At 62.5% G+C, this 21,663-nt stretch carries 21 protein-coding genes; 15 read left to right on the forward strand and 6 right to left on the reverse strand.

What is annotated here, in order from left to right; genetic code table 11:
• Positions 1-19 precede the first annotated feature (19 nt).
• The 3 genes from GOW72_RS04160 to GOW72_RS04170 all read right to left on the reverse strand — a co-directional run bounded on the left by GOW72_RS04160 (position 20) and on the right by GOW72_RS04170 (position 2,700).
• The gene (locus GOW72_RS04160) at positions 20-1,186 is read right to left on the reverse strand and encodes an alpha-hydroxy acid oxidase (RefSeq protein WP_170365365.1); all 1,167 of its coding nucleotides are present in this window, start codon (positions 1,184-1,186) and stop codon (positions 20-22) included.
• A 158-nt stretch (positions 1,187-1,344) separates the two neighbouring features.
• Complete coding sequence (gene trpA, locus GOW72_RS04165; protein WP_170357093.1) at positions 1,345-2,136, reverse strand: tryptophan synthase subunit alpha; 792 nt, start codon at positions 2,134-2,136, stop codon at positions 1,345-1,347.
• Positions 2,137-2,214: 78 nt separating this feature from the next.
• Positions 2,215-2,700: an acyloxyacyl hydrolase gene (locus tag GOW72_RS04170; RefSeq protein ID WP_170364892.1), complete on the reverse strand. Its 486-nt coding sequence runs from the start codon at positions 2,698-2,700 to the stop codon at positions 2,215-2,217.
• A gap of 195 nt (positions 2,701-2,895) precedes the next feature.
• On the opposite strand from GOW72_RS04170, the gene ychF reads away from it, so the two are divergent.
• The 8 genes from ychF (at position 2,896) to GOW72_RS04210 (ending at position 11,667) form a co-directional block, all read left to right on the forward strand.
• Positions 2,896-3,993 (forward strand): redox-regulated ATPase YchF, encoded by a 1,098-nt coding sequence (gene ychF, locus GOW72_RS04175; protein ID WP_170365368.1) that lies wholly within the window; start codon positions 2,896-2,898, stop codon positions 3,991-3,993.
• Between the two features lie 73 nt (positions 3,994-4,066).
• Complete coding sequence (locus GOW72_RS04180; RefSeq protein ID WP_170357095.1) at positions 4,067-4,948, forward strand: LysR family transcriptional regulator; 882 nt, start codon at positions 4,067-4,069, stop codon at positions 4,946-4,948.
• A gap of 85 nt (positions 4,949-5,033) precedes the next feature.
• Entirely contained in the window at positions 5,034-6,737 is a 1,704-nt protein-coding gene (locus tag GOW72_RS04185) for an NAD(P)H-dependent oxidoreductase subunit E (protein ID WP_170365370.1), read from the forward strand.
• An 11-nt stretch (positions 6,738-6,748) separates the two neighbouring features.
• Positions 6,749-9,532 carry a formate dehydrogenase subunit alpha gene (gene fdhF / locus GOW72_RS04190; protein WP_170365373.1) on the forward strand — a complete coding sequence of 928 codons (2,784 nt, stop codon included), beginning with the start codon at positions 6,749-6,751 and terminating at the stop codon, positions 9,530-9,532.
• 117 nt (positions 9,533-9,649) lie between these two features.
• Complete coding sequence (locus GOW72_RS04195) at positions 9,650-10,438, forward strand: cyclase family protein (protein ID WP_170365375.1); 789 nt, start codon at positions 9,650-9,652, stop codon at positions 10,436-10,438.
• Positions 10,435-10,956 carry a thioesterase family protein gene (locus GOW72_RS04200; RefSeq protein WP_170365377.1) on the forward strand — a complete coding sequence of 174 codons (522 nt, stop codon included), beginning with the start codon at positions 10,435-10,437 and terminating at the stop codon, positions 10,954-10,956. The genes GOW72_RS04195 and GOW72_RS04200 overlap by 4 nt, the downstream gene beginning before the upstream one ends.
• Positions 10,957-11,041: 85 nt before the next feature.
• On the forward strand, positions 11,042-11,260 hold the full coding sequence (locus GOW72_RS04205) for a YMGG-like glycine zipper-containing protein (protein ID WP_244952316.1): 219 nt from the start codon (positions 11,042-11,044) through the stop codon (positions 11,258-11,260).
• A 41-nt stretch (positions 11,261-11,301) separates the two neighbouring features.
• Entirely contained in the window at positions 11,302-11,667 is a 366-nt protein-coding gene (locus tag GOW72_RS04210) for a hypothetical protein (protein WP_170365379.1), read from the forward strand.
• 9 nt (positions 11,668-11,676) lie between these two features.
• Here GOW72_RS04210 and GOW72_RS04215 read toward each other — a convergent pair whose 3' ends face one another.
• Entirely contained in the window at positions 11,677-11,871 is a 195-nt protein-coding gene (locus tag GOW72_RS04215; protein ID WP_170357101.1) for a SlyX family protein, read from the reverse strand.
• A gap of 128 nt (positions 11,872-11,999) precedes the next feature.
• Here GOW72_RS04215 and hisS point away from each other — a divergent pair, with 128 nt between their 5' ends.
• Genes hisS through hisG form a run of 3 tightly spaced genes read left to right on the forward strand, consistent with a single transcriptional unit; the run spans position 12,000 to position 15,265 of the window.
• Entirely contained in the window at positions 12,000-13,487 is a 1,488-nt protein-coding gene (gene hisS, locus GOW72_RS04220; RefSeq protein WP_170365382.1) for a histidine--tRNA ligase, read from the forward strand.
• Between the two features lie 3 nt (positions 13,488-13,490).
• Positions 13,491-14,579, forward strand: a complete 1,089-nt coding sequence (locus GOW72_RS04225; RefSeq protein WP_170365384.1) for an ATP phosphoribosyltransferase regulatory subunit — start codon at positions 13,491-13,493, stop codon at positions 14,577-14,579.
• On the forward strand, positions 14,576-15,265 hold the full coding sequence (hisG, locus tag GOW72_RS04230) for an ATP phosphoribosyltransferase (RefSeq protein WP_170365386.1): 690 nt from the start codon (positions 14,576-14,578) through the stop codon (positions 15,263-15,265). The genes GOW72_RS04225 and hisG overlap by 4 nt, the downstream gene beginning before the upstream one ends.
• 2 nt (positions 15,266-15,267) lie before the next feature.
• Here the strand turns inward: hisG and GOW72_RS04235 are convergent, their stop codons facing one another.
• Entirely contained in the window at positions 15,268-15,699 is a 432-nt protein-coding gene (locus tag GOW72_RS04235; protein WP_170365387.1) for a DUF1489 family protein, read from the reverse strand.
• A gap of 129 nt (positions 15,700-15,828) precedes the next feature.
• On the opposite strand from GOW72_RS04235, the gene GOW72_RS04240 reads away from it, so the two are divergent.
• The 3 genes from GOW72_RS04240 (at position 15,829) to rpsD (ending at position 19,600) form a co-directional block, all read left to right on the forward strand.
• On the forward strand, positions 15,829-18,111 hold the full coding sequence (locus tag GOW72_RS04240) for an adenosylcobalamin-dependent ribonucleoside-diphosphate reductase (protein WP_170365389.1): 2,283 nt from the start codon (positions 15,829-15,831) through the stop codon (positions 18,109-18,111).
• Between the two features lie 294 nt (positions 18,112-18,405).
• On the forward strand, positions 18,406-18,783 hold the full coding sequence (locus GOW72_RS04245) for a hypothetical protein (RefSeq protein ID WP_170365392.1): 378 nt from the start codon (positions 18,406-18,408) through the stop codon (positions 18,781-18,783).
• 196 nt (positions 18,784-18,979) lie between these two features.
• The gene (gene rpsD / locus GOW72_RS04250; RefSeq protein WP_093964621.1) at positions 18,980-19,600 is read left to right on the forward strand and encodes a 30S ribosomal protein S4; all 621 of its coding nucleotides are present in this window, start codon (positions 18,980-18,982) and stop codon (positions 19,598-19,600) included.
• Positions 19,601-19,667: 67 nt separating this feature from the next.
• Here the strand turns inward: rpsD and GOW72_RS04255 are convergent, their stop codons facing one another.
• A complete protein-coding gene (locus GOW72_RS04255; RefSeq protein WP_170365395.1) occupies positions 19,668-20,129 on the reverse strand; it encodes an Lrp/AsnC family transcriptional regulator in 462 nt (153 codons plus the stop codon).
• A gap of 102 nt (positions 20,130-20,231) precedes the next feature.
• Between GOW72_RS04255 and GOW72_RS04260 the strand changes: the two genes are divergently transcribed.
• On the forward strand, positions 20,232-21,647 hold the full coding sequence (locus GOW72_RS04260) for an aminotransferase class V-fold PLP-dependent enzyme (RefSeq protein ID WP_170365397.1): 1,416 nt from the start codon (positions 20,232-20,234) through the stop codon (positions 21,645-21,647).
• Positions 21,648-21,663: the final 16 nt, after the last annotated feature.

Consider the following 21,663-nt stretch of genomic DNA (forward strand, 5'->3'; position numbering starts at 1 on the left):
GGTAAAAACGAATTCCGCGTCATTCCTGCCAGCGGCCGCAGAAATCCTGCGGGACAAGCAGGTTGTGCGGCCCCAGATCGGCCACGTTGCGCTCGCCGCACAGGGCCATGGTGGTGTCCAGTTCCTTCTGGATCACCTCCAGCGCGGTGGTCACCCCCTTTTGGCCCATCGCGCCCAGCCCGTAGACGAAAGCGCGCCCGATATAGGTGCCCTTGGCCCCCAGCGCCAGCGCCTTGAGCACGTCCTGCCCCGAGCGGATGCCGCTGTCGAGATGCACCTCGACGTCGCCGCCCACCGCATCCATGATCCGCGGCAGCATCCGGATCGAGCTGAGCGCGCCGTCCAACTGCCGCCCGCCGTGGTTCGACACCACGATGGCGTCGGCGCCCAACTTGGCCGCCATCTTGGCGTCTTCGGGGTCCAGGATGCCCTTCAGGATTACCTTGCCGCCCCATTGCTCCATCAGCTTCTCGATCTTCTTCCAGTCGAGGCTGGGATCGAACTGTTCGGCCGTCCACGCGCCTAGCGATGAGGCGTCCGAGATGCCCTCGACATGGCCCACGATATTGCCGAACTCGCGTCGTTTCGCGCCCAGCATCTCGATGCCCCAGGCCCATTTCGTCATCAGGTTGGCGATCGTTTTGGCCGTCAGTTTCGGCGGGGCGGACAGGCCGTTCTTCAGGTCCTTGTGCCGTTGGCCGAGGATTTGCAGATCAAGAGTGATGACCAGGGCCGAGCATTTGGCATCCTTGGCGCGCTGGATCAGGCGGCGGACGTAATCTTCGTCCTTCATGGTGTACAGCTGAAACCAGAACGGCGCGCCGGTATGTTCGGCCACATCTTCGATCGAGTTGATCGACATGGTCGACAACGTGAAGGGCACGCCGAATTCCAGCGCGGCCTTGGCGGCCTTCATTTCACCATCCGCATGCTGCATCCCGGTCAGGCCCACGGGTGCCAGGGCCACCGGCATGGCAACGTCCTGTCCGATCATCTGCGACGCGGTCGAGCGGCCGGACATGTCCACCGCAACCTTCTGGCGCAGGCGGATGTCGTGGAAGTCTGAGCTGTTGTCGCGGAAGGTCTGCTCGGTCCAGCTGCCGCTTTCGGCATAGTCATAGAACATCCGGGGCACCCGGCGTTCATAGATGCGTTTCAGGTCGTCGATATTGGTAATGACAGGCATGGCCGCGCCCTTCTGCAGATTGGTTAGGTTTCTTTACCAATTCTTCCGTCGCGGCGCAACGGCCAGTTGCGCAAGTGGTCAGGTGGGACGAAGGCGCAAAGAAAAACCGCCGCAGGCGTGCGGCCTGCAGCGGTTGCAATCCGTTTGGGATTTTGGCCTCAGGCGCTGTGGGCGCCGTCTGCCAGCGATTTCACGAAGTCCAGAACCTCGGCCACGGGTTTGCCGGCGGCGATCTGACTGACGATGGCCGAGCCGACCACCGCTCCGTCAGCAACGCTGGCGATGGCACGTGATTTCTCGGGCGTATTGATGCCGAACCCCACGATCACCGGAAGATCGGTCGCCGCCTTGATGCGCGCGACCTCGGGGCCGACATCGGTGGCCTCGGCTTCGGCCGCGCCGGTGATGCCGGTGATCGAGACGTAATAGACAAAGCCCGAGGTATTCTGCAGCACCCGCGGCAGGCGCTTGTCATCCGTGGTTGGCGTGGCCAGCCGGATGAAGTTCAGACCGGCCGCCTGCGCGGGCAGGCACAGTTCTTCATCTTCTTCGGGTGGCAGGTCGACGACGATCAGGCCGTCGATGCCGGCCTCTTTGGCGTCGGCAAGGAACTTGTCCACGCCGCGGCTGTAGATCGGGTTGTAATAGCCCATCAGTACGATCGGGGTGGTGTCATCGGTTTCCCGGAATGCCTTGGCCAGATCCAGCGTGCGCTGCAGCGTCATGCCACCGTCCAGCGCCCTTTGACCAGCCGCCTGAATGGTGGGGCCGTCCGCCATCGGATCGGTGAAGGGCAGGCCCAGTTCGATCACGTCCACGCCGGCCGCCGGCAGGCCCCGAACAATCTCAAGCGAGGTGTCATAGTCGGGATCCCCGGCCATGATATAGGCGACAAAGGCCTTCTTCCCCTCGGCTTTAAGGGCGGCGAACTTGGCGTCGATACGGGTCATGGACGATCCTTGCATACAGGTTTGGACCTGATGTGCAGAAACTTTGGCCGAAAATCAATCCCGTCCTGAGCGGTGGTGTCAGAAGTTCAGGTGATACCGCAGCAAGAGCGCGTTCACGCCGGGGTTTTCCTCTTGCGTGCTGGCATTCGATTTGTGGGTCACGGCCAACGATATGTCATTGCCGTTGTTCAACGTATAGCCCAGCCCAAGAAGGCTTCGGATTTCGAAGCTCCCGCCCAGATCGTTCAATTCGTTGGCTTCGCTGTAGAAACCCGGCATCACGCTGCCTTCCACGAACCATCTGTCGGCAAAGGAATAGACCCCGATCACCCCGGCGCCGATATGTGTGTTTCCATCCTCGTCCACCGACAGCGCGGCCCCCAGCGCAGCGCTGAAGCGGGTGGCCTCGTGAAATGGCCGGTGCTGGTATTCGAGGGAAAAGATCGCCTGGTCAATCGAGCTGCTGTCGGAATAGTCGGCGTAGCCGGCGCCGAAAATCACCGACTGCGCCTGCGCGGCTGTTGAAAAAGCCAGAAAAGCGGCGCTTGAAAGGAGGTTTTTCATGGGGATGTTCGCTGTTGATATTCGTTAAATGTTAAAGTTTGACACTATTCTCTCGTGTTCAATGTCAACAAGCACACGTTTTCCCTACATTTTCGTGATGTTGCAGTTTGGACTCAGGGCCAGCAGCCGCAGGTGCCTTGCGCATTGCACCGGACCCGCATAGAAGCAGCCCGCGAATGGCATCAGGAGGCCGTCATGGGCTTTAAAATGGGTATCGTGGGTCTGCCGAATGTCGGCAAGTCGACCCTGTTCAACGCGCTGACCAAGACCGCGGCCGCGCAGGCGGCGAATTTCCCGTTCTGCACAATCGAACCCAATGTGGGTGACGTGGCCGTTCCCGATGCGCGTCTGGACAAGTTAGCTGCGATCGCCAAGTCGAAGCAGATCATCCCGACCCGGATGACCTTCGTAGATATTGCAGGCCTGGTCAAAGGCGCTTCAAAAGGTGAGGGGCTGGGGAACCAGTTTCTGGCCAACATTCGCGAAACCGATGCCATCGCTCATGTGTTGCGCTGTTTCGAAGATGGCGACGTGACCCATGTCGAAGGCAAGGTCGATCCGGTGGCCGATGCCGAGACCATCGAGACCGAACTGATGCTGGCCGATCTGGAAAGCATCGAAAAGCGTCGCGCCAACCTCGTGCGCAAGCTCAAGGGCAACGACAAGGAGGCGCAGCAGCAGGATCGGTTGCTGGCCACCGCGCAAGAGATGCTGGAAAGCGGCAAACCCGCCCGTTTGGTCGAGGTGTCTGACGAGGATGCAAAAGCCTGGAAGATGCTGCAGTTGCTGACCACCAAGCCGGTCCTGTATGTCTGCAATGTCTCGGAAGAAGACGCTGCCGAAGGCAATGAATATTCCGCGCGTGTGGCCGAGATGGCCGCGACGCAGGGCAATGCCCATGTCATCATCAGCGCCAAGATCGAAGAAGAGATCAGTCTGCTGGAGCCTGAAGAGGCGCAGATGTTCCTCGAAGAGATGGGGCTCGAAGAACCGGGCCTCGATCGGCTGATCCGTGCGGGGTACGACCTGCTCAAACTGGAAACCTATTTCACGGTCGGCCCGAAAGAGGCCCGCGCCTGGACCATTCGCAGGGGTACTGCAGCGCCTCAGGCGGCCGGTGTCATCCACGGGGACTTTGAAAAGGGTTTCATCCGCGCCGAGACCATTGCCTATGATGACTTCGTAGCGTGCAATGGCGAACAGGGTGCCAAAGAGGCCGGCAAGATGCGTGCAGAAGGCAAAAGCTATGTCGTCAAGGACGGCGACGTGATGCACTTCCTGTTCAACACCTGATCACGAAACAGCTTTTCTGGGCGGGCATTGGCGGTATCTTACGGTATCGCTCCAATCCGCCCGAGGCCCGCACGTGTTCGAAATCCGCGATCTGCAACTGCTCAGCGCCTTGGCGCGCCACCGCCATTTTGCCAAGGCGGCCGAGGAGTGCGGTATTTCGCAGCCCGCGTTCTCGATGCGAATCCGCAACCTCGAGGATCGGCTTGGCGTGTCCATCGTCCGCCGTGCGAACCGCTTTCAGGGCCTGACCGAAGAGGGCGAGATGATCGTCCGCCGCGCTCGCCGCATACTGGATGACGCCAAAGCGCTCGAGCAGGAGGTGCAGGCGATCAAGGGCGAGATCACCGGTACACTGATCCTGGGCGTGATCCCGACCGCCATCGCGTTTACTGGCCGCTTGGTCAAGCGGCTGCAGCAGGCGCATCCGCGTATCCTGTCGCGGATCGAGACGATGTCGGCCACGGCAATCCAGCACCGTCTGGACGAAGGCAGCCTGGATGCCGGGATCACCTATGGCGACAGCATCGGCACTGACCTGCGCTATGTGCAGCCTTTGTACGAGGAAACCTATGTTTTGCTCGTACCCGAGCATATGACGCAGGGCACGGGCCCGATCCCCTGGGCACGGGTGGCCGAGTTCCCGCTCAGCCTGCTGGAGCCCCAGATGCAGAACAGGCGCATCCTCGACAGGATATTTGCCGAACAGGGGTTGCATCCGCGTGTGGTGGCCGAAACCAGCGGGTTTACTGCCTCGATGGTCATGGCGCGCGAAGGGCTGGCGGCGACGGTCGTGCCAAGGGTTCTGGTGCGGGCGCTCGGCGATTTGAAAGGCACGCGTGTCCTGCCTCTGGTTGATCCTGTGGTCAGCAAGCCGATCTGTCTGGCGACGCTGGCGCGGGATCCGGAATTGCCCACCGTTGGCGCATTGCGGCAGGTCGTGACGTCTTTGCGGTGATAAACTGTCGTTATCGTGTCATTGGTTTTTGCGATTTGACGATATGCTACTCTGATGAGAGACGAGGCTCGATCGGAGGGCATCAATGGCACCATTGGATACCAAGCCATCAGGCGCGCCAAAGGGCGTCTGGAAGTCAGGTAAAGGCAAGGGGCGGCACACGCCCAAGGGCCGTCAGTTCACGGACGAAGCGCAGGCCGAGATTCAGCGCCTGCTGGGCGACCGCCCGCGCCGCCGCGATCTGCTGATCGAGTTTCTGCACCTGATCCAGGATGCGCACGGCCATATCAGTTCCGACCACATCGCGGCGCTGGCGGTCGAGATGCGGATCGGTCAGGCCGAGATCTACGAGACCGCGACTTTCTATGCCCATTTCGACGTGGTGAAAGAAGGTGAAACTCCGCCGCCGGCCCTGACGATCCGCGTCTGCGACTCACTGTCCTGCGAAATGGCAGGCGCGCAGCAGTTGAAAAAGGCGCTGGAGGACGGGCTGGACCCGTCCGAAGTGCGCGTTCTGCGCGCGCCCTGCATGGGGCGCTGCGACACCGCGCCGGTGCTGGAAATCGGGCATAACCATATCGACCACGCGACCCCCGAAAAGGTGCAGGCCGCCATCGCGGCCGGGGACACCCACGCCCATCTGCCCGACTATGAAACCTTCGCGGCCTATGTCGAGAACGGCGGTTACGCCAAGCTGAAAGAACTGCGTGAGGGCGGCGACTGGGAAGAAGTACAGGAACAGGTTCTGGCCTCGGGCTTGCGCGGCCTTGGCGGCGCCGGTTTCCCGTCGGGCAAGAAATGGGGCTTTGTCCGCATGAACGACGGCCCGCGTTACCTGGCCGTGAACGGCGACGAGGGCGAACCGGGCACCTTCAAGGATCGCTACTATCTGGAGCGCACCCCGCATGTTTTCCTCGAAGGCATGCTGATCGCCGCCTGGGCGGTCGAGGCAGAGACTTGCTACATCTACATGCGCGACGAATATCCGGCGGTGCTGGAAATCCTGCGGCGCGAGATCGCGGCGCTGGAACAGGCCGGGATCGTCGAGAAAGGCTATATCGACCTGCGGCGCGGCGCGGGCGCTTACATCTGCGGCGAAGAATCCGCGATGATCGAGTCGATCGAGGGCAAGAAGGGCCTGCCCCGCCACCGCCCGCCTTTCGTGGCGCAGGTCGGCGTATTCGGCCGCCCGACGCTGGTGCACAACGTGGAAACGCTCTATTGGGTGTCCAAGATCTGCCGGGAAGGCCCGGAAATCCTCAATTCGGTTGAAAAGAACGGCCGCAAAGGCCTGCGTAGTTACTCGGTCTCGGGCCGGGTGGCGAAACCCGGCGTCTACCTGCTGCCGGCAGGGTCGACAATTCTTGACGTGATTGAGGCCGCCGGGGGCATGGCCGAGGGCAACGTCTTCAAGGCGTATCAACCGGGCGGGCCGTCTTCGGGCCTGCTGCCCGCGTCGATGGACGAAATCCCGTTGGACTTCGATACTCTGCAACCGCACGGCACCTTCATCGGCTCTGCCGCCGTGGTGGTCCTGTCCGATCGGGACACCGCCCGCGACGCCGCGCTGAACATGCTGCGTTTCTTCGAGGACGAAAGCTGCGGTCAGTGCACCCCCTGCCGGGCGGGCTGCGAAAAGGCGGTCAAATTGATGCAAGCCGAGAGGTGGGACACCGACCTGCTGGAAGACCTGTGCCAGGTGATGGGCGATGCCTCGATCTGCGGTCTGGGGCAGGCGGCCCCGAACCCGATCCGCCTGGTCATGAAACACTTCGCCAATGAGATCTGAGGGAGACAGCCATGCTTGATGCAAGCGAAACCAAGACCGTCACCTTCAACCTGAACGGCGAAGACGTGACCGTGCCCGAGGGCACCACGATCTGGGAAGCGGCCAACGGCAAGGGTCTGGTCATCCCGCACCTGTGCCACAAACCCGCGCCGGGCTATCGCCCTGACGGCAACTGCCGCGCCTGTATGGTCGAGGTCGAGGGCGAGCGCACGCTGGTCGCCTCGTGCATCCGTCCGGCGGCCGAGGGGATGGTGGTGAAAACCGACACCGACCGCGCCGAGAAATCCCGCGCGTTGGTGATGGAACTGCTGGTGGCCGACCAGCCGGAACAGCCGCACGATGTATCCAGCCATTTCTGGGACATGGCCAAGCTGAACGAGGTCAGCGACAGCCGCTTTCCGGCGAAAGAGCCCGAGAAGATCCCGCTGCTGGATGACAGCCATGTGGCGATGCGGGTCAATCTGGATGCCTGCATCAATTGCAACCTCTGCGTCCGCGCCTGCCGCGACGTGCAGGTCAATGACGTGATCGGCATGGCCGGTCGCGGGCATACCGCGCAGGTGGTGTTCGACCAGAACGACCCGATGGGCGACTCGACCTGCGTCGCCTGTGGTGAATGCGTTCAGGCCTGCCCGACCGGCGCCCTGATGCCCGCCACCGTGCAGGACGACCAGCAGCGCGGCGACAGCAAGGATTACGACAGCGAGACCGAAAGCGTTTGCCCGTTCTGCGGGGTGGGCTGCAAAGTCAGCCTCAAGGTCAAGAACGGCAAGGTCAAATATGTCGAGGGCATCAACGGCCCCGCCAACGAAGGCCGCCTGTGCGTCAAGGGCCGGTTCGGGTTCGACTATATCCACCACCCGCACCGCCTGACCAAGCCGCTGATCCGGCGTGAGGATGCACCGCCCAAGGGCCTGAACGTCGATCCCGCCGACTGGAGCACCCATTTCCGCGAGGCCACCTGGGACGAGGCGCTGGATCTGGCCGCCAAGGGGCTGATGAAGCTGCGGGATGAGGATCCGCACAGCGTGGCGGGCTTTGGCTCGGCCAAATGCACCAACGAAGAGGCCTATCTGTTCCAGAAGTTCATCCGGCAGGGCTTTGGCCACAACAACGTGGACCACTGCACGCGGCTGTGCCACGCCTCGTCGGTGGCGGCGCTGATCGAGAACGTGGGCTCGGGCGCGGTGACCGCGACCTTCAACGAGATTGAGAACGCTGATGTGGCGATCATCATCGGCGCCAACCCGATCGAGAACCACCCCGTCGCAGCCACCTATTTCAAGCAGTTCGCCAAGCGTGGCGGCAAGCTGATCGTGATGGATCCGCGCGGCGTGGGCATGCGCAAATTCGCGACCGAGATGCTGCAGTTCCGGCCCGGTGCCGATGTCTCGATGCTCAACGCGATCATGAACGTGATCGTCGAGGAAGAGCTGTATGACAGCCAGTACATCCACCGCTGGACCGAGAACTGGGAGGCCGAGAAGGAGCACCTGCGCCAGTTCACCCCCGAGAAGATGGCGCCGATCTGCGGTATCGAGCCCGATCAACTGCGCCGCGTGGCCCGGATTTTCGCTAACGCCAAGGCGGGTCTGATCTTCTGGGGCATGGGCGTCAGCCAGCATATCCACGGCACCGACAACTCGCGCTGCCTGATCTCGCTGGCCCTGATGACGGGCAATGTGGGCAAGCCCGGCGCGGGTCTGCACCCGCTGCGGGGGCAGAACAACGTGCAGGGGGCGTCGGATGCCGGCCTGATCCCGATGTTCCTGCCCGACTACCAATCGGTCACCGACGACGCCGTTCGGGCCAAGTTCAGTCAGGTCTGGAACTCGGGCGACTTCTCGAACGAGAAGGGCCTGACCGTGACCGAGATCATCGACCACGCCTATGCGGGCAAGATCAAAGGCATGTACATCCTGGGCGAAAACCCGGCCATGTCCGACCCCGACGTGCACCACGCCCGCGAGGCGCTGGCCAAGCTGGATCTGATGATCGTGCAGGACATCTTTTTGACCGAGACGGCGAACTATGCCGACATCATCCTGCCCGCCTCGGCGCTGTATGAAAAGAACGGCACGGTATCGAACACGAACCGTCAGGTGCAGCGCGTGCGCCCCGCGGTGCCGCCGCCGGGCGAGGCGCGCGAGGACTGGGCGATCACCGTCGATCTGGCAAAGCGCATCGGGCTCAACTGGGATTACACGGATGTCTCGCAGGTGTTCAACGAGATGAAGCTGACCATGGCGTCGCTGGACAACATCACATGGGAGCGGCTCGAGACCGAGAGCATCACCTATCCCTCGCTGTCCGAGACCGATCCGGGCCAGTCGATCGTGTTTGGCGACGGCTTCCCGCGCCACGATGGCCGTGCGAAGTTCACGCCGGCCAGCATCATCCCCCCGGATGAGGCCCCGGACGAGGAATTCCCGATGATCGCCACCACAGGGCGGCAGCTGGAGCATTGGCACACCGGGTCCATGACCCGCCGGGCCATGGTGCTGGACGCGGTCGAGCCCGAAGCGAACTGTTCGATGAACCCGCGAACGCTCAAGCTGATGGGGATCGAACCCGGCGAGATGGTGCGTCTGACCACCCGGCGCGGCTCGATCGAGATCATGGTGCGCGCCGACCGGGCGATCGCCGAGGACATGGTGTTCATCCCCTTCGCCTATGTCGAGGCGGCGGCGAACATCCTGACGAACTCGGCCATCGATCCCTATGGCAAGATCCCCGAGTTCAAGTTCTCGGCCATCCGCGTGGACAAGATCAAGGACGCCATCGCGGCCGAGTAAGTCCTGCCACCAGTCACCAAAACACTGAAAAGGCGGGCCTTTGTGCCCGCCTTTTTCTCGGCTTGACAGATGCTTGCAGCCAGCCAACCCTTGGGCCGCGCAATCCCGGAGGAGTTCATGGCCCGCCGTTTCGTCGATCTGTCCGTCCCGCTGGAATCCGGCATCGTGTCTGACCCGCCGATCATGCTGCCGCAGATCGAATACATGAGCCACGACCAGACGGCCGAGCAGGTGATGGCCTTTTTCCCCGGCCTGAAGAAAGAGGACCTGCCCGGCGGTGAGGGCTGGGCCATCGAACGGCTGCAGATCGCCACCCATAATGGCACGCATCTGGACGCGCCGTACCATCACCACTCGACCATGAACCGGGGCGAGCGGGCGATCACCATCGACGAGGTGCCGCTGGAATGGTGCATGAACCCGGGCGTGAAACTGGATTTCCGGCATTTCGAGGATGGCTACGTCGTCACCGCCGCCGATGTCGCGGCCGAGCTGAAGCGGATCGGGCATGACCTGCAACCGCTGGATATCGTCGTGGTCAACACCTCGGCCGGCACCTGTTATGGCCAGCCGGATTACCTGATGAAAGGCTGCGGAATGGGGCGCGAGGCCACGCTGTACCTGACCGAGCGCGGCGTGCGCGTGACTGGCACCGACGCCTGGAGCTGGGACGCGCCCTTTCCGCTGACCGCGCAGGAATACGCGGAAACACATGACCCCTCGATCATCTGGGAGGGGCATCGCGCGTCGATGGAGATCGGCTATTGCCACATGGAGAAGCTGACCAATCTGGAAAGCCTGCCGCCCACGGGGTTCGAGATCTCGTGCTTTCCGTTCAAGATCAAGGGCGCCTCGGCCGGGTTCATCCGCGCGGTGGCGATCTTCGAGGAGGAAGACGACGAATGACCCGGCAAACCGAGCCTTTGGGAGGCCATGACGGCCCGTACCCCGCACCGGTCGAAATCACCGGTTTCACGGTCCGGCCCGACTGGATCGACTATAACGGTCACATGAATGTGGGGTATTATGGCGTGGTGTTCGATCTGGCCTTTGAACGGCTGCTGGTCGATCATCTGGGCTTGGGCGAACCGCAGGTCGCGGCGCTTGAACAGGGGCCGTACATCCTGCAGTCGCACCTGCATTTCCTGCGCGAGGTTCGCGAGGGCGAGGCGCTGGTTTTCCGGTTTCGGATGCTGGATGCCGATTACAAGCGTGGTCACTATTTTGCGCAGATGGTGTCGGCCGAGGATGGCGTGGTCTGTGCCACACAAGAGGCCCTGGTCATGAATGTCAGCCACACAACAGGCCGGTCGGTACCCTATCCGGACTGGGCCGCGGCGCGGCTGGCGCGAATGGTGTCCGACCATGCCACATTGCCCCTCGAGCCGCAGATCGGCAGACCAATCGGCATTCGGCGCAAGTAGCCCGGGGATGGCCTTAGTTGCCAGAATTCCAGGAGCGGGCTACGCTGACCACCCGGTTCGGGCTTGGCCACGGGAGGGCAACCAAATGTGGATCTTGAGGAAATGCGCGCAGGCGCCAGCCTGTATATTGGCGGCGTCGCTGATCGTCTTGCCTGCGTCAGCCGCTTTGGCGGACAAGAAGAAGGAAGAAGATGCGCTGAAGGGAGCTTTGATTGGTGCCGGCGTCGGAGCGTTGATCGGAGATGGCAAAGGCGCGGCCGCAGGTGCGGTTGTCGGTGCAATCATTGGGGCAAACCGCAAGTGACGGGGGTGTCCATGATTGACCGCCTTCAGAAAGGAGCTCTGATGCGACTGCTTGATTTTAAACCTGTTCTGGCTGGCTTGATCCTTCTCCCGTCCATCGGCACGGCGGACGAGGCCGCCGACCAGATGGCGCAAGACGCACTTCCGCTGATGTACCATACCTGCGCTTCGGTCATCGAAGAGGCTGATGGGAATGATGAATACGTTTTCGACGTCGTCAGAAAGATGACCGCTCTTTCGCTCTACAATCGTCAGGTTGATATCGAAGAGTTTGCATCCTCGGACGAAGAAAAGACCAAGCTGCGTGAGGCTTTTCTTTCAGCGCTGACCGAAGGTTGCGCAGGCGATGAGGATGCCCTGTTGGGTGGTGTCGTCGACGATGCCGTTAGATCATCGCTTGGGCTGTAGGGGCTGGGCTCAATAGTGCGGTGGGCGCTCGTCGCCCAGAATGACCCCGCCGGATCCTTCCTGCGCACGCTCGGCTTCGCGCTGCATCAACATCGCTACGCGGCGGGTCAGGCGGTCGATCTCGTCCTGCTGTTTGGCGACGACCATGCTCAGGTCATCCACGGTGCGGGTCAGATGGGCAATTTTTTCTTCCAGATGCTGCATCGCTGGGGCTCCTGTGATCTGGTGCGGTCATACCGCTGTGGCGCGCGCAATGCCAGCGCTGGCTTGCCCCGACCCAGACCATGGGATAGACCGCGCGCGCAAGTGATGAAATCCCAAGGACGCCCCACATGGCCAAGCCCAAGAAACAGCCCCGCCCCAAGGCCGTCACGCCGAAAGGGTTCCGCGACTATTTCGGCCAGGAAGTCACGCAGCGCACCGAGATGCTGCGGACGATTGCGGACGTCTATCATCGCTATGGGTTTGACGCGCTGGAAAGCAGCGCCGTGGAAACGGTCGAGGCGCTGGGCAAGTTCCTGCCCGATGTCGATCGCCCGAACGAAGGCGTGTTCGCCTGGCAAGAGTTTGACGAGGGCCGCAACGGCGACTGGATGGCGCTGCGTTATGACCTGACCGCGCCGCTGGCCCGGGTCTATGCCCAACATCGCAACGACCTGCCTACGCCCTATCGCCGCTATGCGATGGGGCCGGTCTGGCGCAACGAAAAGCCGGGGCCGGGGCGGTATCGCCAGTTCTATCAGTGTGATGCGGATACTGTAGGCACGGCCAGCATGGCCGCCGATGCCGAAATCTGCGCCATGCTCTCTGACACGCTGGAAACCGTGGGCATCCCGCGCGGCGACTATCTGGTGCGGGTCAACAACCGCAAGGTCCTCAACGGCGTGCTCGAGGCCATGGGCCTGAGCACGGACGCGGCGGCGCGCGACGACGTTCTGCGCACCATCGACAAGTTCGACAAGGTGGGCGAGCAGGGTGTGCGCGAGTTGCTGACCAAGGGCCGGCTGGATGCTTCGGGCGCGTTCATTGACGGGGTGGGCCTGTCCGACAATCAGGCCGAGCCGGTGATCGCCTTCCTGACCTCGAAAGCCGATGATGCCGCCGGAACGCTGGCCAACCTGCGCGCGGCCGTGGGCGACAGCAAGATCGGCGCCGAAGGCATCTCGGAATTGGAACAGATCGGCGAGCTGCTGGCCGCGGGCGGCTATGGCGCCGATCGCATTCAGATCGACCCCTCGGTTGTGCGAGGGCTGGGATACTACACCGGTCCGGTCTACGAGGCCGAGCTGACCTTCGAGATCTTCGACGAAAAGGGCCGCAAGCGGCAGTTCGGGTCGGTCGCTGGTGGCGGGCGCTATGATGATCTGGTGAAGCGTTTCACCGGACAGGAAGTGCCCGCGACGGGCATCTCGATCGGGGTCGACCGGTTGCTGGCCGCGCTGCGCGAGAAAGGTCGGATCAAATTACATGACACCGGCCCGGTCGTCGTGACCGTGATGGACCGGGACCGCATGGCCGACTATCAGGCGATCGTGGCCGAACTGCGCAATGCTGGCATCCGCGCCGAGGTCTACCTGGGCAATCCCAAGAATTTCGGCAATCAACTGAAATACGCAGACAAGCGGAACTCGCCCGTCGCGGTGATCGAGGGCGGAGACGAGAAGGACCGCGGCGTGGTTCAGATCAAGGACCTGATCCTGGGCGCCAAGATCGCCGAAAGCGCCACGCTCGAGGAATGGAAGGAACGCCCCAGCCAGTTCGAGGTGCCGCGCGGCGATCTGGTCGCCAAGGTGCGCGAGATTCTGGACAGTCAGGACTGAGCCATGCCCAACCGATCCCAGATCCAGGCCCGGGCCGCGATGATGCGCGTGCGCTTCGAAGCCGCCGGGGCGCAGGTCGTCGACCCGCCGCTGCTGCAATCGGCCGAGACGCTGCTGGACCTCTACGGCGAGGATATCCGCGCGCGCGCCTATGTCACCTCGGACGCGCTGCGCGGTGAACAGATGCTGCGCCCGGATTTCACTCTGCCGGTGGTGCAGATGCACATGCGCGACGGGGCCGAACCGGCGCGCTATACCTATTCGGGCGAGGTGTTCCGCCGTCAGGAACATGACCCCGACCGCGCCAATGAATACATCCAGGTGGGCTATGAGGTCTTTGACCGCGACGACCCGGCAGGGGCCGATGCCGAGGTGTTCTCGCTGTTTGCCCTGCAATTGCGGGGCCTGCCGCTGCGCGCGGCGACCGGCGACATCGGCATTCTGACCGCGGCCGTACAAGGCCTGCGCACCTCCGACCAACGCAAGGCCGCGCTGATGCGCCATCTGTGGCGTCCGCGCCGGTTCCGGTCTCTGCTGGACCGGTTCGCGGGCCGCAAGCCCGAGCCGGACCACCGCGCCGCTTTGCTCGGGGCGGCCGACCCGATGGCCTGCGACGCGCCGATGATCGGCAAGCGCCGGCCGGCCGAGATCGCCGTCCGTATCGACGCCCTGCGCGCCGACCGCGACACGCCGCCGATTTCCGACACGGAAATGGCCGGGCTGGATTCGTTGCTGGGCGTGCGCGAGACCATGCCCTATGCGCTGGAGCATCTGCGCGACATCGCCGTCGATCTGCCCCAGATCACCCCCGCCCTGGACCGGCTCGAGGCGCGGATCGCCGCCCTGCAGGCGCGTGGCGTTGATGTCGGCAAGCTGGATTTCGAGGCCTCGTATGGGCGCACCTCGATGGAATATTACGACGGGTTCGTTTTCGGTTTCTACGCCGAGCGCCGCCCCGACCTGCCGCCCATCGCCACCGGCGGGCGCTATGACGCGCTGACGCGGCGGCTGGGCAACGGGGCCGAGATCCCGGCGGTGGGTGGCGTGCTGCGCCCCGACCTGATGCTGGAAATCGAGGAGGCGGGCCAATGACCCTGAAGCTGGGCGTGCCGTCCAAGGGGCGGCTGATGGAGAAAACCTTTGCCTGGTTCGCCCGCCACGGGATCGAGCTGTCGCGCGCCGGGTCCGACCGGGAATATGCCGGCAAGGTTGATGGGATCGAGGATGTCTCGCTGATCCTGCTGTCGGCTGGAGAGATCCCGCGCGAGCTGGCTGCCGGGCGGATTCACCTGGGCGTGACCGGCACTGACCTGGTGCACGAGAAACTTCCGCGCTGGGAACAGCAGGTCGAAGAAATCGCGCCGCTGGGCTTTGGCCAGGCCGATCTGGTGATCGCGGTTCCGGCCTGCTGGGTCGATGTCGAGACGCTGGATGATCTGGACGCCGCCGCCGCCGCCTTCCGCGCCGCGCACGGACACCGCCTGCGGATCGCCACCAAGTACCACCGTCTGGTGCGCGAGTTCCTGACCGATTCCGGGGTTGCCGACTATACGCTGGTCGACAGCCAGGGGGCGACCGAGGGCACGGTGATGAACGAAACCGCCGAGGCGATTGCCGACATCACCTCGACCGGTGAGACCCTGCGTGCCAACCACCTCAAGATCCTCTCGGATGGATTGATTCTGCAATCGCAGGCCACTTTGTGGCGCAGCCGGGTTGCGGAGTACGGGGCCACTGAAAAGGCTGCTCTGGCAGAAGTGATGCGCCGTCTGGGCTGAGGTCAGAGCACGCCGATCTCGGCCAGCGCGCGGTTCAGATCCTCGGGCAGGGCGTCGTCCTGCGCGCGGCTTTCGGGCAGGTCTGCGGGGCTGTCCTCGGGTTTCAGATAGCGCCAGCCTTGAAACGGCCGTTTCTGCGCGCCCTGGGTGCGGTGGATCTGCGGGTCCAGCACGATGGCGCAGCGGCGGATGCCATCCTCACCCGTCACCTCGTCCAGCCGCAAAATGCGCTGGCGGCACTGGATGACACCCTTGATGACCCAGAAGATCGATCCGCCGTTCAGAATCTCGGGCTCGCGCTTGGGCCACATGCGGGTGATGTGGCGGGGCAGGCCGTCCGCGAACCGCCGGCGATAACTGTCCTGCCAGGCGATCAGGCTGTCAACGCTCTCGGACCCGACCGAGAGTTTCACGAGGTTGATGTACTTATCCACAGCTTTCCCACAGAGTCGTCCCACGGACCATCTTTATATTGTAGCTTACCGTTGCGCGCTATCAAGCTGTTGTGGTTCGGCGCTGGTTTGGTCTAATCTGGATGCCTCTTTCAAGACAGGGAATCACCAATGAGCCGCTTTGCCGCCCCCATCGCCGAGCAGATCTGGGACATGAAATACCGCTTCAAGAAGGCGGATGGCACGCCGATCGACAAGTCGGTCGAGGATACGTGGCGGCGGATTGCGCGCGATCTGGCACGGGTGGAAAAGGACCCCGCGCACTGGGAACAGAAGTTCTACGAGGCTCTTGAGGACTTCAAATACCTGCCCGCCGGGCGGATCACGGCCGGAGCAGGCACCGCGCGGCAAGTGACCCTGTTCAACTGTTTCGTCATGGGCACGATCCCCGACAGCATGGGCGGCATCTTCGACATGCTGAAAGAGGCCGCGCTGACCATGCAGCAGGGCGGGGGGATCGGCTATGATTTCTCGACCATCCGGCCGCGCGGCGCGGATGTGCATGGGGTGGCCGCCGATGCCTCGGGGCCGCTGTCGTTCATGGATGTGTGGGACGCCATGTGCCGCACCATCATGTCGGCGGGCTCGCGCCGGGGCGCGATGATGGCGACGATGCGTTGTGACCATCCGGATATCGAACAGTTCATCACCGCCAAATCCGACCCGGCCCGCCTGCGCATGTTCAACATGTCGGTGCTGGTGACCGATGCCTTCATGGAGGCGGTCAAGGCCGATGCCTCGTGGGATCTGGTCTTTGACGGCAAGGTCTATCACACGGTGCAGGCCCGCGATCTGTGGAACAAGATCATGCAGGCCACCTATGACTATGCCGAGCCGGGCGTGATCTTCATCGACCGGATCAACCAGGCCAACAACCTGAGCTATGCCGAGACCATCGCCGCCACCAACCCGTGCGGCGAGCAGCCCCTGCCGCCGTATGGCGCCTGTCTGTTGGGTTCGATCAACCTGGCGCGGCTGGTGTCGGCCCCGTTCGAAGATGCGGCCCATCTGGACGAGGCGGCATTGCAGGAGCTTGTCGCCACGGCCGTTCGCATGATGGACAATGTGGTGGATGCCTCGAAATTCCCGCTGCCGCAGCAGGCCGCCGAGGCGCAGGCCAAGCGCCGCATCGGCTTGGGCGTGACCGGACTGGCGGATGCTCTGTTGATGCTGGGCCTGCGCTATGGCTCGGACGAGGCGGCGCGTCAGACCGAGCGCTGGTTGCACGCGATCGCCCGCGCCGCGTATCTGGCGTCGGTCGACTTGGCCAGGGAAAAGGGGGCCTTTCCCCTGTTCGATGCCGAGAAATACCTGGCCAGCGGCACCATGCAGCAGATGGATGAAGATGTGCGCGAGGCCATCCGCGAGCATGGGATCCGCAATGCTCTGCTGACCTCGATCGCACCCACCGGGACGATCTCGCTGTATGCGGGTAACGTGTCGTCGGGGATCGAGCCGGTCTTTGCCTATGCCTACACCCGCAAGGTACTGCAGAAAGACGGGTCGCGCACCGAGGAAGAGGTCGTGGACTATGCCGTGCAGATGTGGCGCGACAAGTTCGGAGACGTCGAGCTGCCCGACTATTTCGTGAACGCCCAGACCCTGACCCCGGCCGAGCATGTCAAGATGCAGGCAGCGGCCCAAAAATGGATCGACAGCTCGATCTCGAAGACGATCAACTGCCCCGAGGACATCTCGTTCGACGCCTTCAAGGATGTGTATATGCAGGCCTGGGATCAGGGCTGCAAAGGCTGCACCACCTATCGCCCGAACGACGTGACCGGTTCGGTTCTGACCGTCTCGGAAAGCGACGACAAGGTGCCGGGCGAGAGCGCTGATGCCCCGCACGAGGTGGACGGCGGTGACGTGATCTACATGTCCGAACCGCTGGACCGGCCGCAATCGCTTGAGGGTTCGACCTACAAGCTGAAATGGCCCGACAGCGAACACGCGATCTATTTGACGATCAACGACATCGTCATCGGTGGCCGGCGGCGTCCGTTCGAGGTGTTCATCAACTCGAAGAACATGGAGCATTACGCTTGGACGCTGGCGTTGACGCGGATGATCTCGGCCGTGTTCCGGCGCGGGGGCGACGTGTCTTTCGTGGTCGAGGAACTGAAGGCCGTGTTCGACCCGCGCGGCGGGGCCTGGGTGCAGGGCAAGTACATCCCCTCGATCCTGGCGGCCATCGGCGGCGTGATCGAGCAGCACATGATCGCGATCGGGTTCCTTGAGGGGGAAGGGATGGGGCTGAAGTCCGACCCGCAGGCGCAGGTGGTCAACATGGATGCCCCACGCGGCAAGGCCTGCCCGTCCTGCGGCCAGTATGACATGGTGATGATCGAGGGCTGCATGACCTGCCGCAGCTGCGGACACTCGAAATGCGGTTGACGAGTGCCACATAACTGTCGTTAAAGTTGTATTGTGTTTCGCCGGAGTCTCAATTTGATTTGACTCTCCGGCAACATTCTCGTGAAAGCTGCAATTCCGTCTCTTTTCCGCCGGATTCATCGTTGATACACCGCTAATGTACGGGGTGATGAGTTTGAAAGGTCGGGCGGGCAGATGACAGCCGGGTATAACGGTCGCGTAGCAGTATTTTGGTCCCAGACGGAAATTGACGGGCTTGAAGCAGCGCCTGTGGCAGATTTGGCCATTGGAGCGTCTTGGTCGTGGCATGGGTGCATGACACGCTCGCCGGAGTGTGACGCGGAATATTCCGTGCAGACTGGACATGATCAGGCGTTGATGGCGTTGGCCGGGCATGGCCCCGAAGCCGCAACGCTGAAGCCGATCGCCACGCTTGCAGTTATCTCATTGACGAATGGGGCGCAGACCTACGAGGCCGAGTTGACGTTGGTCGAGGGTCAGAAAGACGCGGTTTTTCTGTTCCAAAATGGCTGCCCCGCGCGGGGTCACGACTTCTGGGTGTGCGCCGTCGAAGAATATGCCGACGCAAGCCAATCGGGTGCGGGCAACGTTGTTTCCTTCCCCACGCATCGCAGGTCAACGGAGCAAACGCTGGTTCTTGCGCCGCACATGACGGCGACCGCCGCTGAATAAACGGCCCATTCCTTAGGAACTATTTCGTCGTCCACGCATCGCAGCGTGTTGACTCTGGTCTGTCCGTAGATATAAGCGCGGCTTCATTGGTGTTGGTGGCCCTCGCAAGGGGATGCCTGTCATGGGGGAAACCTCAAGAGGACAACGCCCTTCATAGTGGCCTATCAGGGCCTCGACCTTAAGAAGGAGATCAGCCGTGACCAAACGCACGTCTGCCAAGCACAAAATCGACCGCCGGATGGGCGAAAACATCTGGGGTCGCCCGAAATCCCCGGTCAACCGTCGTGAATACGGCCCCGGCCAGCATGGTCAGCGCCGCAAAGGCAAACTTTCGGACTTTGGTCTGCAGCTTCGCGCCAAGCAGAAGCTGAAAGGCTACTACGGCGACCTGACCGAGAAGCAGTTCCGCCGCATCTACGCCGAAGCCGTACGTGTGAACGGCGACACTGGTGAAAACCTGATCGGCCTGCTGGAGCGCCGTCTGGACGCTGTTGTTTACCGCGCCAAATTCGTGCCGACAGTGTTCGCCGCACGTCAGTTCGTGAACCACGGCCACGTCAAGGTGAACGGCAAGCGGGTGAACATCCCCAGCTATCGCGTCAAGGAAGGCGACGTGATCGAGGTCCGCGACAAGTCCAAGCAACTGGCCGTCGTTCTGGAAGCCGTTGGCCTGGCCGAGCGTGATGTTCCGGACTACCTGGAAGTTGACCACTCGAAGATGACCGCGACCTTCGTGCGCACCCCGTCGCTGGGCGACGTGCCGTACCCGGTCATGATGGAACCGAACCTGGTCGTCGAATTCTACGCGAAGAACTGATCTTCGCGGACAGTTTCAGAAAAAGGGCCGTACCTGCGAAGGTACGGCCCTTTTTCATGGCACACACTCAGATCGGCAAAGGGCGGTCTTCTGCGATCGCCTCCATCGCGAAATACGAGGTCACGCTGTCCAGTTCGACCTTCTCGATCAGGCGCTGATAGACTTTGTCATAGGTCGCCATATCCTGCGTCACGACCCGTAGCTGATAGTCGTAGTCGCCGCCGATCCGGTGGAAATCTACGACTTCCGGAATGGTTAGGACATGGCTTCGAAAGGCCTGCAGCCACTCGGCCGAGTGGTGACGCGTGCGCAGCATCACGAAAACCACCAGGTTCAGCCCCAGTTTTTCGCGTGCGATCCGGGCTGTCGACCCTGTCAGGACGCCTGCGTCGTTCAGCGCCTTTAACCGCCGCCAGCAGGCGTTTTGCGACAGGCCGACTCGCTCGGCCAGTTCGCGCTGGGAAAGGGTCGCATCTTTTTGCAGTTCGCGCAGGAGGCGCTTGTAAATTTGATCTACTTTTTCATTCATTCCAGATCATATGACCCAAAATTTTAACAAATCAAGCAAAGATAAGTGAAGATTACTCGGCTCAAGTAGATCATATTGGAAATGCAATATGGAGCCAATGACATGACCCTGTCCCATTTTCGTGCAGAAATCCAAGCCGCCACTCACAATTCGACCCTGCGCGACGGGCTGATCGGAGAGAACGTTCTGATCCCGGGTCTGCATGGGGACGTGCCGCTTGTGTACGCGGATTACGTTGCCTCGGGCCGCGCATTGCGGCAGGTCGAGGATTTTGTGGCCCAGCATGTTTTGCCTTTCTATGCGAACAGCCACACCGAGGCCTCCTATTGCGGTTCCTACATGACGCGACTGCGCCGCGAGGCGCGCGCGGAAATAGCCCGCATCGTTGGCGCGAGGGGAGATGACGCGGTGATTTTCACCGGGTCCGGTGCCACTGCGGGACTCAACCGGCTGGTCAGTTTGATGGGAGTGCAAGAGGCTGACCGGCCGGTTGTCTTGATTGGCCCGTATGAGCACCATTCGAACATCCTGCCCTGGCGCGAGAGCAAGGCGCAGGTCATCGAGATCCCCGAAGGCCCCGAGGGCGGCCCGGACATGGCGGTGCTGGAGAAGGCGCTGATCGAGCATTCGGATTCGGATCTGGTGATCGGGTCATTTTCGGCGGCGTCGAATGTCACGGGCGTGATCACCGACCCTGATCCGGTGACGCGGCTGCTGAATCGGCACGGGGCGCGCGCGGTCTGGGACTACGCAGGGGGCGGGCCCTACCTGCCGATGGACATGGGGCCGGACGATGCGCGCAAGGATGCCATCGTCGTGTCTCCGCACAAGTTTCCGGGCGGGCCGGGGGCTTCGGGTGTTCTGGTCGTGAACCAGAGCGCCGTGCGCCGCACCTGTCCTAGTTGGCCGGGCGGGGGCACGGTCAGCTTCGTTTCGCCCTGGCGCCACGACTACAGCACCGATCTGGCCACCCGCGAAGAGGCCGGAACCCCGAACGTGATCGGAGATATCCGCGCGGCGCTGGCCTTTATCGTCAAGGATGCCGTGGGTTCCGACGAGATCGCCCGGCGCGAGGCGTTGTACAACCGCATGGCGCTGGATGGGTGGCGTGACAACCCGAACCTGACCCTGCTGGGGGTGGACCATCCTCACCGCCTGCCGATCTTTTCCTTCCTGGTGCGCGACAACACCGGGCAGCCGGTACACCAACAGCTGTTCACACGGATGCTCAGCGACATCTACGGCATTCAGGCGCGCGGCGGGTGTGCCTGCGCGGGCCCCTATGCGCATCGGCTGCTGGGCATCGACAAGGCGGCCTCGGAGGCGCTGCACGCGGCGTTGTCGGCCGGAGAAGAGATGAAGAAACCGGGTTGGGTGCGGCTGAACTTCTCGTACATGATGACCGAGGACACGGTTCAGTTCATCATCGACAGCGTCAACGACCTGTCGCGCCGTACGCAGGAATACGCCCCTTTCTACGCCGCCGATCCGGCAACCGCCCGCTTCAAGGCGGCGTGACGGAATTGCCGCTTTT

The organism is Ruegeria arenilitoris, from assembly GCF_013032855.1.
Taxonomy (GTDB): Bacteria; Pseudomonadota; Alphaproteobacteria; order Rhodobacterales; family Rhodobacteraceae; genus Ruegeria; species Ruegeria arenilitoris.

Bases quoted from the DNA above. Each gene is read 5' to 3' on its own strand.
- GOW72_RS04160 (WP_170365365.1), bottom strand. From the start codon at position 1,186: ATGCCTGTCATTACCAATATCGACGACCTGAAACGCATCTATGAACGC.
- GOW72_RS04225 (WP_170365384.1), top strand. From the start codon at position 13,491: ATGCCCAACCGATCCCAGATCCAGGCCCGGGCCGCGATGATGCGCGTG.
- trpA (WP_170357093.1), bottom strand. From the start codon at position 2,136: ATGACCCGTATCGACGCCAAGTTCGCCGCCCTTAAAGCCGAGGGGAAG.
- GOW72_RS04245 (WP_170365392.1), top strand. From the start codon at position 18,406: ATGACACGCTCGCCGGAGTGTGACGCGGAATATTCCGTGCAGACTGGA.
- GOW72_RS04260 (WP_170365397.1), top strand. From the start codon at position 20,232: ATGACCCTGTCCCATTTTCGTGCAGAAATCCAAGCCGCCACTCACAAT.
- GOW72_RS04185 (WP_170365370.1), top strand. From the start codon at position 5,034: ATGGCACCATTGGATACCAAGCCATCAGGCGCGCCAAAGGGCGTCTGG.
- GOW72_RS04210 (WP_170365379.1), top strand. From the start codon at position 11,302: ATGCGACTGCTTGATTTTAAACCTGTTCTGGCTGGCTTGATCCTTCTC.
- ychF (WP_170365368.1), top strand. From the start codon at position 2,896: ATGGGCTTTAAAATGGGTATCGTGGGTCTGCCGAATGTCGGCAAGTCG.
- hisG (WP_170365386.1), top strand. From the start codon at position 14,576: ATGACCCTGAAGCTGGGCGTGCCGTCCAAGGGGCGGCTGATGGAGAAA.
- GOW72_RS04170 (WP_170364892.1), bottom strand. From the start codon at position 2,700: ATGAAAAACCTCCTTTCAAGCGCCGCTTTTCTGGCTTTTTCAACAGCC.
- GOW72_RS04205 (WP_244952316.1), top strand. From the start codon at position 11,042: ATGTGGATCTTGAGGAAATGCGCGCAGGCGCCAGCCTGTATATTGGCG.
- GOW72_RS04240 (WP_170365389.1), top strand. From the start codon at position 15,829: ATGAGCCGCTTTGCCGCCCCCATCGCCGAGCAGATCTGGGACATGAAA.
- hisS (WP_170365382.1), top strand. From the start codon at position 12,000: ATGGCCAAGCCCAAGAAACAGCCCCGCCCCAAGGCCGTCACGCCGAAA.
- fdhF (WP_170365373.1), top strand. From the start codon at position 6,749: ATGCTTGATGCAAGCGAAACCAAGACCGTCACCTTCAACCTGAACGGC.
- GOW72_RS04255 (WP_170365395.1), bottom strand. From the start codon at position 20,129: ATGAATGAAAAAGTAGATCAAATTTACAAGCGCCTCCTGCGCGAACTG.
- GOW72_RS04200 (WP_170365377.1), top strand. From the start codon at position 10,435: ATGACCCGGCAAACCGAGCCTTTGGGAGGCCATGACGGCCCGTACCCC.
- GOW72_RS04215 (WP_170357101.1), bottom strand. From the start codon at position 11,871: ATGCAGCATCTGGAAGAAAAAATTGCCCATCTGACCCGCACCGTGGAT.
- GOW72_RS04195 (WP_170365375.1), top strand. From the start codon at position 9,650: ATGGCCCGCCGTTTCGTCGATCTGTCCGTCCCGCTGGAATCCGGCATC.